At 71.8% G+C, this 12,858-nt stretch carries 13 protein-coding genes; 6 read left to right on the plus strand and 7 right to left on the minus strand.

The window, feature by feature from the left end; all coding sequences use genetic code 11:
- The first annotated feature begins 205 nt into the window (after positions 1-205).
- The 3 genes from ACKUU6_RS02340 (at position 206) to ACKUU6_RS02350 (ending at position 1,663) form a co-directional block, all read left to right on the plus strand.
- Positions 206-583 (plus strand): hypothetical protein, encoded by a 378-nt coding sequence (locus tag ACKUU6_RS02340; RefSeq protein WP_407986707.1) that lies wholly within the window; start codon positions 206-208, stop codon positions 581-583.
- A complete protein-coding gene (locus tag ACKUU6_RS02345; protein ID WP_407986708.1) occupies positions 580-861 on the plus strand; it encodes a dsRBD fold-containing protein in 282 nt (93 codons plus the stop codon). Before ACKUU6_RS02340 ends, ACKUU6_RS02345 begins: the two co-directional genes overlap by 4 nt.
- 307 nt (positions 862-1,168) lie before the next feature.
- Positions 1,169-1,663: a universal stress protein gene (locus ACKUU6_RS02350; RefSeq protein WP_407986709.1), complete on the plus strand. Its 495-nt coding sequence runs from the start codon at positions 1,169-1,171 to the stop codon at positions 1,661-1,663.
- Between the two features lie 34 nt (positions 1,664-1,697).
- Here the strand turns inward: ACKUU6_RS02350 and ACKUU6_RS02355 are convergent, their stop codons facing one another.
- The 3 genes from ACKUU6_RS02355 to ACKUU6_RS02365 all read right to left on the minus strand — a co-directional run bounded on the left by ACKUU6_RS02355 (position 1,698) and on the right by ACKUU6_RS02365 (position 3,788).
- A complete protein-coding gene (locus ACKUU6_RS02355) occupies positions 1,698-2,159 on the minus strand; it encodes an RtcB family protein (RefSeq protein WP_407986710.1) in 462 nt (153 codons plus the stop codon).
- 169 nt (positions 2,160-2,328) lie between these two features.
- Positions 2,329-3,312, minus strand: a complete 984-nt coding sequence (locus tag ACKUU6_RS02360; RefSeq protein ID WP_407986711.1) for a CapA family protein — start codon at positions 3,310-3,312, stop codon at positions 2,329-2,331.
- A gap of 164 nt (positions 3,313-3,476) precedes the next feature.
- Entirely contained in the window at positions 3,477-3,788 is a 312-nt protein-coding gene (locus ACKUU6_RS02365; RefSeq protein WP_407986712.1) for an Hsp20/alpha crystallin family protein, read from the minus strand.
- 918 nt (positions 3,789-4,706) lie between these two features.
- Here ACKUU6_RS02365 and ACKUU6_RS02370 point away from each other — a divergent pair.
- Genes ACKUU6_RS02370 through ACKUU6_RS02380 form a run of 3 tightly spaced genes read left to right on the plus strand, consistent with a single transcriptional unit; the run spans position 4,707 to position 6,903 of the window.
- Entirely contained in the window at positions 4,707-5,510 is an 804-nt protein-coding gene (locus ACKUU6_RS02370) for a sigma 54 modulation/S30EA ribosomal C-terminal domain-containing protein (RefSeq protein WP_407986713.1), read from the plus strand.
- A gap of 33 nt (positions 5,511-5,543) precedes the next feature.
- Positions 5,544-5,780: a hypothetical protein gene (locus ACKUU6_RS02375; protein ID WP_407986714.1), complete on the plus strand. Its 237-nt coding sequence runs from the start codon at positions 5,544-5,546 to the stop codon at positions 5,778-5,780.
- A 22-nt stretch (positions 5,781-5,802) separates the two neighbouring features.
- On the plus strand, positions 5,803-6,903 hold the full coding sequence (locus tag ACKUU6_RS02380; protein ID WP_407986715.1) for a hypothetical protein: 1,101 nt from the start codon (positions 5,803-5,805) through the stop codon (positions 6,901-6,903).
- 799 nt (positions 6,904-7,702) lie between these two features.
- Here ACKUU6_RS02380 and ftsH read toward each other — a convergent pair.
- From ftsH to ACKUU6_RS02400, 4 genes are all read right to left on the minus strand, one after another.
- Positions 7,703-9,733 carry an ATP-dependent zinc metalloprotease FtsH gene (gene ftsH, locus ACKUU6_RS02385; protein WP_407986716.1) on the minus strand — a complete coding sequence of 677 codons (2,031 nt, stop codon included), beginning with the start codon at positions 9,731-9,733 and terminating at the stop codon, positions 7,703-7,705.
- Between the two features lie 413 nt (positions 9,734-10,146).
- Positions 10,147-10,860 carry a VIT1/CCC1 transporter family protein gene (locus ACKUU6_RS02390; RefSeq protein WP_407986717.1) on the minus strand — a complete coding sequence of 238 codons (714 nt, stop codon included), beginning with the start codon at positions 10,858-10,860 and terminating at the stop codon, positions 10,147-10,149.
- A 172-nt stretch (positions 10,861-11,032) separates the two neighbouring features.
- Complete coding sequence (locus tag ACKUU6_RS02395; protein ID WP_407986718.1) at positions 11,033-12,067, minus strand: zinc-binding alcohol dehydrogenase family protein; 1,035 nt, start codon at positions 12,065-12,067, stop codon at positions 11,033-11,035.
- Positions 12,068-12,127: 60 nt separating this feature from the next.
- Positions 12,128-12,829, minus strand: coding sequence for a helix-turn-helix domain-containing protein (locus ACKUU6_RS02400; protein WP_407986719.1), 702 nt, complete (start codon positions 12,827-12,829; stop codon positions 12,128-12,130).
- Positions 12,830-12,858: the final 29 nt, after the last annotated feature.

Below are 12,858 nucleotides of genomic sequence, written 5' to 3' on the forward strand. Positions count from 1 at the left end.
CGGCGGCGGCTGTCCGCGCGGTGCCCGCCGGACTCCGTCCGACCGGTGCGGAGTGTTGGGCCGGGCGGCCCATGCCCGGCCGCTCGATCTCGTCCACGCTGGAGTTACGGGCCCCGGACGAAGAAGGTGGTTTCCGTGCCGAATCTGGGTGTCGCGATCGTGCGGCAGTACGAGCGCGGGGTTTCCGCAGGGCATGCAGCGGGCTATGGCCCGGGAAGCGGAGGCTGAGCGCGAGAAGCGCGCCAAGATCATCGCGGCCGAGGGTGAGGCCCTCAGCGTCGGCCGTCTCGCCGAGGCCGCCGATGTCATCGCCGAGCACCCGATCGCCCTCCAACTGCGCAACCTGCAGATCCTCGGCGAGATCGCCGCCGAGAAGAACTCCACCATCGTCTTCCCCGCCCAGTTCCTCGAGAGCGCCCGGGCGCTCACCCGCTTCGTCAACCAGGAGAGCCGGGCCGCGACCATCGCCCCGGCAGCCGCCGCACCGACAAGCCCCGTCGCCGGTCAGGCCCCGAGACCCGACTGGCCCATCCCCCCGGACGAGACCCTCACCGATCCCCTGAAAGGACAGGTCTGGACATGAACGATCAGACGACGAACACACCGATGCACACCAAGACGTGGACCCTGCGCCTGGACCTCTTCGAGGAAGGCGATGTCACCTGGGTGCACGCCGTCCTCGACACCGGGGACAACCGGCTGGAGAGCCGCACCGAAGCCCACCGCAACCCGCACGACCCGGCCGTGCCGGAGATCGGCGACGAATACGCGGCCGGGCGCGCGCTGGTCGACCTCGGCCACCAGTTGCTCCGCGCCGGCATGACCGACGCTGACGCCAACGAACCGTCACTGCACAGCTGACCGCCGAGACGTCGGTCCAGCGCCGCCGGCCAGTCCGGTTGTCACGGCAGCATGCGGTCTCGCGGAGGGAACGGGGTCGGCGACCGGTCACTCCTCGGCGGGCGCACGCGAACGGCGGTCTCCCCGGCGGACAGTCACCCATCGGTCCCCACGAATCACGGGTCACAACGCAAGCGGACGTGCCACCGCAGCGGCATCGGAGGACGATGAAGGTACAGACCGGACGGCGGCCGCGGTCTCCTTCCGACCTGGCGGACCCGCCGTGCCTGGCATCCCGCGCGCAGGCCGTACGCTGCCGGAGGTCCCCATGAGCACCAGTCCCGCACCCAGCTCTCCCGGCCCGGTCGTGGTCGGCACGGACGGCTCGGAGCACGCCCGCCGGGCCATGGTCTTCGCCCTTCGCGAGGCGCAGCTGCGCGACGTCGGGGTGCGGGCCGTCTGTGCATACGGCGGTGGCCACGCCGAATCATCGGACAAGGGCATGACGGGCTGGCACCGGGCAAGCGGCGAGCCGTCGCCGAACCTGCACGACATCGTCTCGCGCGAGGTCACGGACTCGGTCGAGGAGCTGCGCCGGCAGGTCGGCGAGCCGTTCGTCGAGGTGGAGGTCCGCTGCGAGCGCGGCCGTCCTGCCCAAGTGCTGCTGGATGCCAGCGCGGACGCGGGTCTGCTCGTGGTGGGCTCCCGCGGCGCCGGCATCTGGGGGCGGCTCGCGCTCGGCTCGACCAGTACCGAGGTCGTCCACCATGCCCACGTCCCCGTTGTCGTCGTGCCACCGGCAGGCGAGACCGCCCCCGAATGAACCGGCGTGCACGGCTCCACCACCCTGTTCCCCATCATCGACGGAATGTGCCACTCGCTGAACGGGGTGGTCGCCGTCCGCCGACCCACGGATCGTTGACAACGCCCAGCGGCACCAGACGCGCGACGAGGCGGGCGAGCCCGGCGCCCTCGATGGCTGCGGCGACCGCGTCGACATCCTCGTACGCCTCCGGTGCCTCCTCCGCGAGCCCGCGCCACGAGGACGGACGCACCGCGATGCCGCTCGCCTCCAGTTGGTCGCGGGAGCCCTTCGCCGCGCACCATGCGCAGCGCGCGGGGACGGCTCCAGACTCGGCCGGCGCCGTACGGACGGCGTCGTTGCCGCGGAAGCCGACCATGACGTACGAGGCGGGGCCCATCGTGCCGGGCGCCAGCACCGGCTGGCCCGCGCCGGCGAGGTCCCCGGGCAGGCTCGGGGCGCCTGGCGGCAGTGCGCGGGTGGCGCCCTTGCGGTGCACGCACAGCGGGCGTTCCACGCCTTCGACCTCGTGGGTTTCGAGTTTGGCGGTGTTGTGGGAGATGTCGTAGGTTCCATTCCCACCCCGGCGGCAGTGGCGAAGGCTCGGCAGACGGCCTCGGAGAGCGACTGCCGGTCGGCGCGGGCACCAGCCGCTGCATCCAGTGCAAGCGCGATCTCCACGTCACTCATCGCCAGTCGACCGTCAACCGTCCGGCCCGCTCGCCCACGGCGGTGCCGAGCTCGGCGCAAGCGGTGGTGAACCGCTCGCGAATCCACTCCCACTCCTCGCCATGGGCGAAGCGGGTGTGGCAGAAGTCCAGGGCCAGCGGCACCGCCTCGAGACGGACCGGGGCCAGGCGTGCGAGCTCAGGCCCGTCGAAGGTGACCAGGAACAGCAGTCCGAGGTCGTTGCGCAGTGCCGGGTGGACGGCGTAGTCGTCGACGAACTCGCCCATGTCGTAGATGGTCCGGTCGCCGACACCGTGGAACACGTGGGCGGAGTGGCCCGCCACCAGCGTGGCCCCGGCCGCCAGCAGGTGGGGGACCGCCGCGAGCACGTGCGCCGGTGGTCGGGAGGTCATGTTGGGCCCCCAGTGCGCGGTGACCAGCACGGCGTCGGCTTCCCTCGCGGCCCGGGCCACCAGCGCGCCGAGCCAGGCGGGCATGCCCGCGCGGAGGTCGGCCCAGGCCACCCCGGGATGCTCCTCGGTGGCCGCGTAGTCCTCGGGGTGGTCGGTGACGGCGACCACCGCCAGCCGCACGCCGCCGGCCTCCAGGACCACGAACTGCCGGGCCGCCAGGACGTCCCGACCGGCACCCACCGTACGGACCCCGGCCCGTTCCAGCAGGGTGCGGGTGTCGGCGAGGGCGTCGAAGCCGTAGTCCAGGGCGTGGTTGTTGGCCAGGGTCACACAGTCCACCCCCAGCGCGGCGAGCACGTCGGCGGCGCCGGGAGGGGCCCGGAAGAAGAACAGCTTGTGCGGGTTCGGCCAGCGGTGCCCGCGATCGGAGACACAGCACTCCAGGTTGAGCATCACGAGATCGGCCTCCGCCAGCGCCTCCCGCACCTCGGCGGCGAACAGTGTCTGCGGTGTCGGGGAGCGCCGCAGCGCCTCGGCGACGCCGCGCCCGAGCATCGTGTCGCCGGCCAGTGCCACCGTGAGCGCCATCCTGCTGCACGCTCCCTCCGTGGTCAGACGTCGAGTGTCACACCGGACAGGCCACGACAAGCGGGGACACCGGCCGGTGCGCAGCATCGGGCCGGTGTCCGCTCGCCGAGCGGCCTCCGCCGACCGGCGCCGCGGAGGTCACAGCGCCGTTGGGCTGCCGCAGGTCAGGTGCTGCTTTCGATCTCGATCCGCCGGCTCGGCTTCTCGACCTCGCGGATCGGGGCCTTCACGGTCAGGACGCCGTTGTCGTAACTGGCCGTGATCTCCTGGTCCTTCACGCCCTCGGGTAGCCGGATGCTGCGGGTGAAGGAGCCGTAACGGAACTCGGAACGCTGCTTCTCCTTCTTCTCCTCGCTGCGTTCGGCGTGAACTGTCAGCACCCCGCCCTCGAAGGTGATCTCGACGTCCTTGGCGGGATCGATCCCCGGCAGTTCCGCCCTGACCACGTAGGACCCGTCTTCTACTGACTCCTCCACTCGGATGAGGTGCTCCCCCATCCGCAAGTCCATGGGGAAGTCATCGAACCACTCCGAGAAGGCAGACGGCCACCAGTGCGCGCGTCTGTGGAGCAACTCTCCGGCCATCTCAAACCCTCCTTACTCGTTCGGTCGCCTTCCTCCATGCTGCTGCGCCGGACGGATACGCGCGATAGGAAGCACATCGGGCCGCGAGGCAACTCCCCACTCCGGACGACAGATTCACCGAGCAGCTGGACGAGGGCGCGTGGCGGTCTCGCGACAGGGAGGCCGACAGGGAGGCAACGGCGCTGCCGCCCTTGCCTGGTGTCTCGGATGGGCCGTCCGCCGGCCCGCTTGGGCCGTCCGGCACTGTCCTGCGCCGCGGACGGCGAAACACTGGGAGTACGCACACCGGTTTCCTGGGCGGACTGCGGGGACGGCCACGACGTGAAAGCCTGGAAGTCCGGTGCTCCCGGCCCGAGCGGGGGCCCGCAGATCCAGCCCGGGGTTTGAGGACGGGGCCTCCTTCCGGCCGGGCACGGTGCTGTTCTCGAAGCACGAACGAGGTGCTCCATGGACTACGAAACCCCAGCGGTGCGTCGGATCGTGGTGGGGGTGGACGGCTCGCCGATGTTCGGGCAAGCGCTGCGGTGGGTGATCGAACAGGCCAGGCTCGCGGGCTCCGCCGTAGACGCCTGGACCTGCCCGACGATGGTCGGCCGGGCCATGACCGAGTTCGACCCGCAGATCGGCCGCACTGCGGAGAGCCACTCGCCCGGACCGTCGCGGCCGATACCGCCGTCCGGGCCGCGCTGCTCACCGGCGCCACGTCCGGGTTGTCACGCCCGGTATCCCGGGGCGCTCCCGCCCGGGAAATCGGCGTCCTGACCCGCTACCACCGACCATCCGACCACGGTCACGAACGGAGGAGTTTCCATGGCAACCGACCCGGTGGCCAGCCAGACCCCCGAAATCGAGCTCGAAGCCCAGGGCGATCTCCCGCCGGGCATGGCGGAACTCGCCCGCAACAAGATCCTCACCCTCCTCGACCAGGTACGAGAACCCGTCCTGTCCGTGCGTATCCGGCTCACCCGTATTCACAACCCGGCCACCGACCGCCCGTACGGCGCCCAGGCCAACCTCGACGTCAACGGCCGCGCCGCCCGCGCCCATGTCGCCGCCGAGTCCATGCCCGAGGCGATAGACCTGTTGCGCGACCGCCTCGCCCTCCAACTCGCCCGGCTGCGAAGGCACTGGGAGAACCAGCGCGGCGGCCAGTCGAGGCCCGACGAGCACGAGTGGCGGCACGGTGACGAGCCCACCCGCCGGCCCGACCACTTCCCCCGCCCGGCCGAGGACCGCGAGATCATCCGCCACAAGTCATTCTCCCTGGCCCGCGAGAGCGTCGACGAGGCCGCCTTCGAGATGGCCACCATGGACTACGGCTTCCATCTCTTCACCGAGATCAACACCGGCGAGGACAGCGTCCTCTACCACGCCGCCCCCACCGGCTACCGACTCGCCCAACTCCGCCCCCACCCCGAGCAGCTCGGCACCGTCGCCCTCCCGCTGACGGTGAGCCCCGCCCTCGCGCCCAGGATGAACTCGGCCACCGCGAAGCGGCGGATGGACACCCTCGGTCAACCGTTCGTGTTCTACACCGACGACGTCACCGGCCGGGGCAACGTCCTCTACCTCCGCTACGACGGCCACTACGGCCTGATCACACCCGCCGAATAGCCCAGCCGCACCCTCGATCGAAGGGAGCCGACGATGACACCCGACCCGAATGGCGACCCGCCGGACGTAGCCCCCCACCCGACCGGACGCGACCTCGAAAGCGCGGTCGAACGCGTCGAACTGCTTGAAGCCCGGGTCCAGGCCCTCGGCCAGGCCATCCACGCCCTCATCCAAGGCCTGGAGGAGATTCCCGACCAGGAACCCGACCCCGAGCGGCCGGCCCGTGCCGCCCGCCTGGCCCACGAACTCCTGCTCGCCCAAGGACTCTGAACGCCCATCGGAGCGACCCGTCATGAAGCTGACCTTCCTCGGCCCGCTGTACGCACGCCAGGGCCCCTACGCGTGCGCCTACGTCGACACCTCGCGCGACCTCGACGACCCCGACCGCGCCATCGGCCTGCGTCGGCGCCACGTGGAGACCGAACTGGCCGCCCAGGGCGCCGACATGACCACCACCGGCGCCCTTGTCCGCATGGTCGGCACCGACCGCGACCTGCCCGGCCGACACGGCCAGGCCGTCTTCGCCGCCCACGGACGGCTCGCCCTCGCGGCGGAACTGCCCCGGCCGCCGTCCCACGACACCGCCCGGTTCACCATGTTGCCCGACGCGATGCCGCTCGCCCTCCAGCACGCCCCCGACATCCCGTACGTGGCCGCTGCGGTGCACCGCACCGCCCCACCGGCAGGCGTGCGCCCCCAAGAGGCCGAACTGGAAGTCGACCTGCAGGCCGGCCGCTGGCCCACCGCCCGCGTGGCACCCGAAGACCGCACCCGCCGACGGGCTCCGGCCCACGAATGGCGGCAGACCGCCCCCGAGGTCGCCGAGCAGCTCACCGGGCTCGCCGAGCGCACCGGAGCCGAGGCCGTCGTCCTGTCCGGCGACCACTGGGCCCGCAACACCCTCGCGCGCGAGCTGCCCAAGCGCCTGCGTGATCGGACCATCGGGCTCGACAGCGACGGCTGGGAGGGGCAGCCCGAACGCGCCCTGTTGGAGGACGAACTCGACTACCTCTTCCGCGGCCGCCTCTCCGCTCACGACCAGTCCGGCGTCGACCGCTTCCTGGCTTGCCGCGCCCGCCGCAGCGGCGCGGTCGAGGGGCTCGCGGCCACCGTCACCGCCCTACGCCACGGACAAGCCGAAGCCGTCCTGGTCAACGACCCGTTCGACCTCGAGCAGCGCCTGTGGGTCGGCGTCGCACCGAAACAAGTCGGCCTCAGCCGTGAGGAGCTGGCCTCCCTCGGAATCGGCTCCTGCTGGCAGGAGCCGGCCGATGCCGCCCTCATCCGCGCGATCGTCGGCACCGGCGCCGAACTCATCGTCATCCCCAGCGATGAACTGCCACTTGCGGACAGTTTGGGAGCCCTGCTCCGCTACACAGGCGACGCCGGGTGAACCGGCGGTCCGGCGCGCCCCGTCATCTGCGGTCCGCGTCGGCCCAGCAGATGGTCTGCGGCCGACGCGGACCTTCCCTTCCCCATGGCGGAACCTGCAAGGTGGGCTCCCTACGCCGGCATTGCCCGGATCAGGTGATGGAGGTCGCCTTCGGGGTCTCGCCGACCACCCTCCGGCCTCTCAGCCCGGCCGTCGAGATCAGCCCCGGCCAGCGCAGTCACCGCCCAAGGCCGTTCCGGCCGAACTCCCTCGCTCGCCCTGCAGGCCATTTCCCAGCCTATGCACCTTGCATCCGGGCACCAGGGGCCGAACGCCCCCAATCCCGACGCCGATCAGCCCCAACCGCACGCCGCGTCTTCACGCACATCAGCACCTGGGCAATCGAACCCGTCGTGGCCGCGCCACTCGAAAGGGTCCACCGGCGGCCTACCGCGCCACCGCGTCGAGTGCTCCAGCCGGTTCGAGCCGCCCCCTCAACAGGTCGATCGCTTCATGCGTCGTCTCGGCGCCACCTGCGCCCGTGCGGGTCCAAGCCCGCCGCGACGAGGAACCCGCGGCCCGGCGGCAACTTCCGCAGGAACGTCGCCGAAGCGGTCATTCCCTCCGCCAGGTACGAATGCGCCGTCGTCACCTCGTACAGGTCGGTGATCCGAGCATCTGACACGCGGTACCTCCGGCAGAGCGCCCCCTTCCCGGACTCCCACCCTCCACACAGCACGACAGCGTGCGACCGCAGGCCGGGCCCGTGCCGGACGGTCCGGCGCCGACGCCGGCGCGGGCCACGGCGGACCGCGACCGCTCATTCCTGCGCGCCGGACCCCTCGTGCGTCCGACCGATGCCGACCCCGCCGCGCCCGGCGGGTGCCGGCGCGTCCCGTTCGGGAGCGGGGGAACGTCCCGGCGACGTACGGATCAGTGCGGGCGGGGGCGGCGCGCCGATGATGGCGAGCACGACCCTTCCGTCCACCGTCTCCTGCGTCATCAGCAGCGCGGCGAGGTCGTCGAGGTGGCGGCGGTGGCCGCGCAGGAGGTCCACCGCCCGCTTCTCGGCCTGCCGCAGCAGGCGCGCCACCTCTTCGTCGACCAGGCGTTGGGTCTGCTCGGAGTAGGGACGGCGCAGCCGGTCCTCCAGGTTCTCGCCGAGGTACTGGGGGGTGCCGCCGGACGCGTAGCCGACAGGCCCGAGAGCGCCGGAGAGGCCGAACTCGCGGACCATCCGGGTGGCGACGACGGTGGCGTTGGCGAGGTCGTTGGCGGCGCCGCTGGAGCCCTCGCCGAAGACGATCAGTTCCGCAGCCCGGCCGCCGAGCTGGACGGCCAGCAGGTCCTCCAGGTAGCCCTGGCTGTAGAGGTGCCGCTCGGCCTCCGGGAGCTGTTCGGTGGCGCCGAGTGTCACACCGGCGGGCAGGATGGTGACCTTGGCGACCGGGTCGGCGTGCTCGCACAGGGCCGCCATCAGGGCGTGTCCGGACTCGTGCACGGCGACCGCGCGGCGTTCCTCCGGGAGCAGGGCGTTCGAGGACTCCCGGCGCCCGAGCAGGACCCGGTCGCGGGCGCTGTCGAGGTCGTCTGCGGTGAGCACGGTGCGCTCGGCCCGTACGGCGTTGATGGCGGCCTCGTTCACGAGGTTGGCCAGGTCGGCCCCCGAGAAGCCCGGGGTGCCCCGGGCGACACGGTCCAGGTCGACGTCGCCGGCAAGAGTCTTGCCGTGCGCGTGGACGGCGAGGATCGCGGAGCGCTCGGCCTGGTTCGGCAGCGGCACGGTGACCTGCCGGTCGAAGCGGCCGGGCCGCAGGAGGGCAGGGTCGAGGGAGTCGGGGCGGTTGGTGGCGGCGAGCACGACGATGCCGGTGGACTGGTCGAAGCCGTCCATCTCGGCGAGCAGTTGGTTGAGGGTCTGCTCGCGCTCGTCGTTCCCACCGAGCCTGGCACCGCCGCCGCGCCGGGCGCCGACGGCGTCGATCTCGTCGATGAAGATGATCGACGGGGCCCGCTTGCGCGCCTCCTCGAACAGGTCGCGCACCCGCGAGGCCCCGACCCCGACGAACATCTCGACGAACGCGGACCCGGTCACCGACAGGAACGGCACTTCCGCCTCCCCGGCGACCGCCCGGGCCAACAGCGTCTTCCCGGTGCCCGGAGGGCCGACCATGATCACACCACGCGGTCCTTTGGCACCGGCTGCGGCGTACCGCTCGGGGCTGCGCAGGAAGTCGACGACCTCGCTGACCTCCTGCTTCACACCCTCGTAGCCGGCGACGTCGGCGAAACGGGTGTTCGGCCGCTCCGCCTCAATGATCTTCGCCCGGGACCGTCCGACCGCACTGAGGCCGCCGCTCATGGCTCTCGTCGCCATCCGCCCCGACCAGAGGAAGAACCCAACGAGGACGATCAGCGGCAGGAAGACGAGCAGGGTGGTCAGCGCCGAGCTGCCGACAGTGGTCTTCGCCGTGATCTCGACGTGCTGGGACTGCAACTGCCGGGTGAGCCCACTGCTGTCCAGCGCGGTCGGGATCTGCGTGGTGAACTTCGTGCCGTCCTTGAGGGTGCCGCTGACGGCGCCCTTGTCGGTGATCTCGACCGTCTTGACCTGGCCCGCGTCCACCCTGCCGGTGAAGTCCGTGTAGGGGTACCGCGTCCCCGTGCCGGACGGGATCCGGGACAACAGCACGAACACCATGGTCACGGCGATGGCGACCGGCAGGAGCCAGCGCCGCCAGCCCGGCGGCGATTCCGGTGCGGGCTTCGCGGGCTTCGGCGGGTCCGGCGGCGGCCCTGGCTTGGCCCGCCCGGTCGGATGTCGGGCGGGAAGGCGCCTGCGTGCGATCATCTCGTGCCTCCGCTCCCATCGTCCGTCGCCGAGAAGAGCCCAGGGCAGGGCCGATCGGTCCACCTACCCAGGCCCGTGGGGCCGGATGGGCGAAGAAGCGGCCGACCGGCGCACGGCAGACTGCGCGCGCTGGACAGTCAGGGTCTGCCCGCAGCCCTCTGGGCAGCACTGCGTCTTTCATGCGTACTGCCCAGTTGTTGTCGCACGCGGCGATCCCGAACCTCAGGCAGAGCCGTGAGCCTTGGCTGGCCCGGCAGTCGACAGTCACCGCGACGGTCAGGCGCGTGCCTCGTCGATCGCGTGCGCGAGCCCGCGACTGGTGCACAAGCTCTCGGATACCGGGCCGGCTCAGTACCGACGGACGAGCTGTCAGGTCCGCAGCGCCCAGACGTCGATTCCGCCGCCGGTGGTGCTCAGACCCCGGAGACGTGGGCAAGTTCGCCGACGGCGGCCGTGACAGCCATCGCGAGACCGCCGCCGATGACCACGCGTGCGGCGGGGCGCAGCATGGTGGTGCCGGCCGCGCGTGCGGCGAGCACGCCGGCGAGGGCGAGGCCGCAGAGGGTGACGGCGACCGTCAGCCAGAGGCGGGCAGAGTCGGAGGAGGCGAGGAGCCCGAGGAAAGGAACGAGTCCGCCGACCAGGAAGCTGGCGGCGGAGGCGAGGGCGGCCTGGAGGGGGTGGGCGGCGGTGTGTTCGCTCTGGCCGAGTTCGTCGCGCAGGTGGGCCTTGAGCGGGTCGGCTTCGTGCAGGGCCTCTGCGACTTGGCAGGCCAGCTCGCGAGGGACGCCGCGGCTTTCGTAGATGGCGGTGAGTTCGGCGAGTTCGGCTTCGGGGGCTTCGGCGAGTTCGTTGGCCTCCTTGGCGCGGTCGGCGGCCTCGACGTCAACCTGGGAGCTGACGGAGACGTACTCGCCGGCGGCCATGGACATTGCCCCTGCCGACAGGCCTGCCAGTCCGCCGGTGGCCACGGTGGACGTGCTCACCCCGCCGGCGGCCAAGCCGACCATGAGGCTGGCGATGGAGACCAGACCGTCATTGGCGCCGAGGACGGCGGCACGCAGCCAGCCGGCCCGGGAGGCGGTGTGCGTCTCAGGGTGAGGGGTGAGCCGGTCGTGGCGTGTCATCGAGTGGTACTCCCGTCCGGTGGTAAGGATCAGTGTCGGCGGCGGTCTTCACCTTGTCGCCCCGGGTCGACCGTCAGGGGTGGATCAGTCGAGGCACCCGGCCGGCCTGCGTGTCGGGAGTCGGTGTGCAGGGCGTGCCGGGGACACGCCCGGATCGCGGGAAGCGCCCGCCTCAGGCAGCCATGAGGACGGCAACACCGGTGATTCGGTCGGCTGCCAGGTCGGCGAGAGCCGCGGGTGCCTCGTCCATGGGGTAAGGCCGGACGTGGACCACGGGTCGACCGTGGGTGGCTTCGGCGAGGTAGGCGAGACCGTCTGCGCGGGTGTTCGCGGTGACGCTCCGCAAGGTCCGTTCCTGGAACAGGTGCTGCTGGTAGTCCAGGGTCGGTATGGCGGTGAGGTGGATGCCGGCCACGGCGAGGGTTCCGCCTCGATCGAGCGCGGCCAGCGCGACGGGGACGAGGTCGCCGACCGGAGCGAAGAGGATGGCAGCGTCGAGGGGCTCCGGCGGGGTGTCGTACGCGCCTCGGGCGGTGGCCGCACCCAGGTCGAGGGCGAGACGACGGGCTCCCTCCGCGCGGGTGAGGACGTGGACGGTGGCACCGCGCGACCGTGCGAGCTGGGCCGTGAGGTGGGCGGAGGCGCCGAAGCCGTAGATTCCCAGGCGGCCGCCGGGCGGCAGTTGGGCGCGTTGCAGGGCCCGGAATCCGATGATGCCGGCACACAGCAGCGGCGCGAGTTCCTCGGCCGGAGGCCCCTCGGGGAGGTGGTAGGCGAACCGGGCGTCGACGACGGCGTGCCGGGCGTATCCGCCGTGCCGGTCCCATCCGGTGTAGCTCGAGCGGGGGCAGAGGTTCTCCTGTCCGGCGCGGCAGTACCGGCACTCGCCGCAGGTGCCGGCGAGCCAGGCGGCGCCGACCCGGTCGCCGGGCTCGAAGTCGCCGGGCTCACCGCCGACCTGCAGGACGCGTCCGACGATCTCGTGGCCAGGGGTGCAGTGCGGCAGGTGCGGGGCGAGGTCGCCCTCGGCCAGGTGGAGGTCGGTGCGGCAGACACCGCAGGCGGCGATCTCGACGAGCAGGTCATGCGCATCGATCGCGGCCAGCGGGCGTTCCACCAGCCTCAGCGGGTGCTCGGCGGCCGGCGCGTTGTGGTCGACGATCCAGGCGGTGGTGGTGGCGGGTGCGGGGCGGGCAGGGGTGGACATCTCGGTACGTCCTTCCTGAGCAGCCCGGGCGTGGGCGGCGACAGCTCGGACACAGCTGGATCAGTGCAGGTGGTTGTCAGGGCCGATGGCGCCGATGCGGCGTCCGCTGACCGTGTCCGGCTGTATGCGGACCCACAACGGTCGGCTTCCACCGGCCCACGGTTCCATCTGGTGCTCGGTCTCGAGCCGCTGGATGGCCTCGGAGCTGTCGATGTGCTCGGCGGTGCCGATGATGAGCACGCTCCAACCTGTGCTGAGGTGGTCATCGATGTGGTCGACCTGGAAGGACACCGCCGATCCTGGTGCGGGTGCTGCGGCGCCGTCCGGGTCCGTGCGGTAGACGATGCTTCCGGCGTCGACGGCGTAGTTGACCGGGAGGACGGTCGGACCGGGCTCGGTCGGCAGTGCGATACGGCCGACTCCCCTTCCGCCGACCCTGTCCCAGCATTCACGGGTGGTGAGGCGGACCAGCGCGGGCACTGTCGGTGCAGGGCCCTGTCCTGGCGGCAGGTCGCTGCGGCCTTCGACCAGCTCCTGGTAGGTCAGGTCCAGCGCGAGGGCGATGCGAACCAGACCGCCGGGGTCGAAGTCCGCCTCTGCTTTCAGGAGGTAGCGGAGGTAGGTCGGGGTCATGCCCGCGCGGGTGGCGAGCATGTCCTCGGTGAGTTGGAGCTGGCCCTGTCGTTCGGCGATGCGTCGGGCGATGGCGGCGGAATCCGGGAGAGGTGTGGCGGTTGCGGTGGGGTCGTCTGAGCGGTTCACGGTGGTTCCTCCCCGCGCGGGGGCTGGGG

Origin of the sequence: Kitasatospora sp. CMC57 (assembly GCF_045866025.2) — a bacterium.
In the GTDB taxonomy this organism is placed as follows: Bacteria; Actinomycetota; Actinomycetes; order Streptomycetales; family Streptomycetaceae; genus Kitasatospora.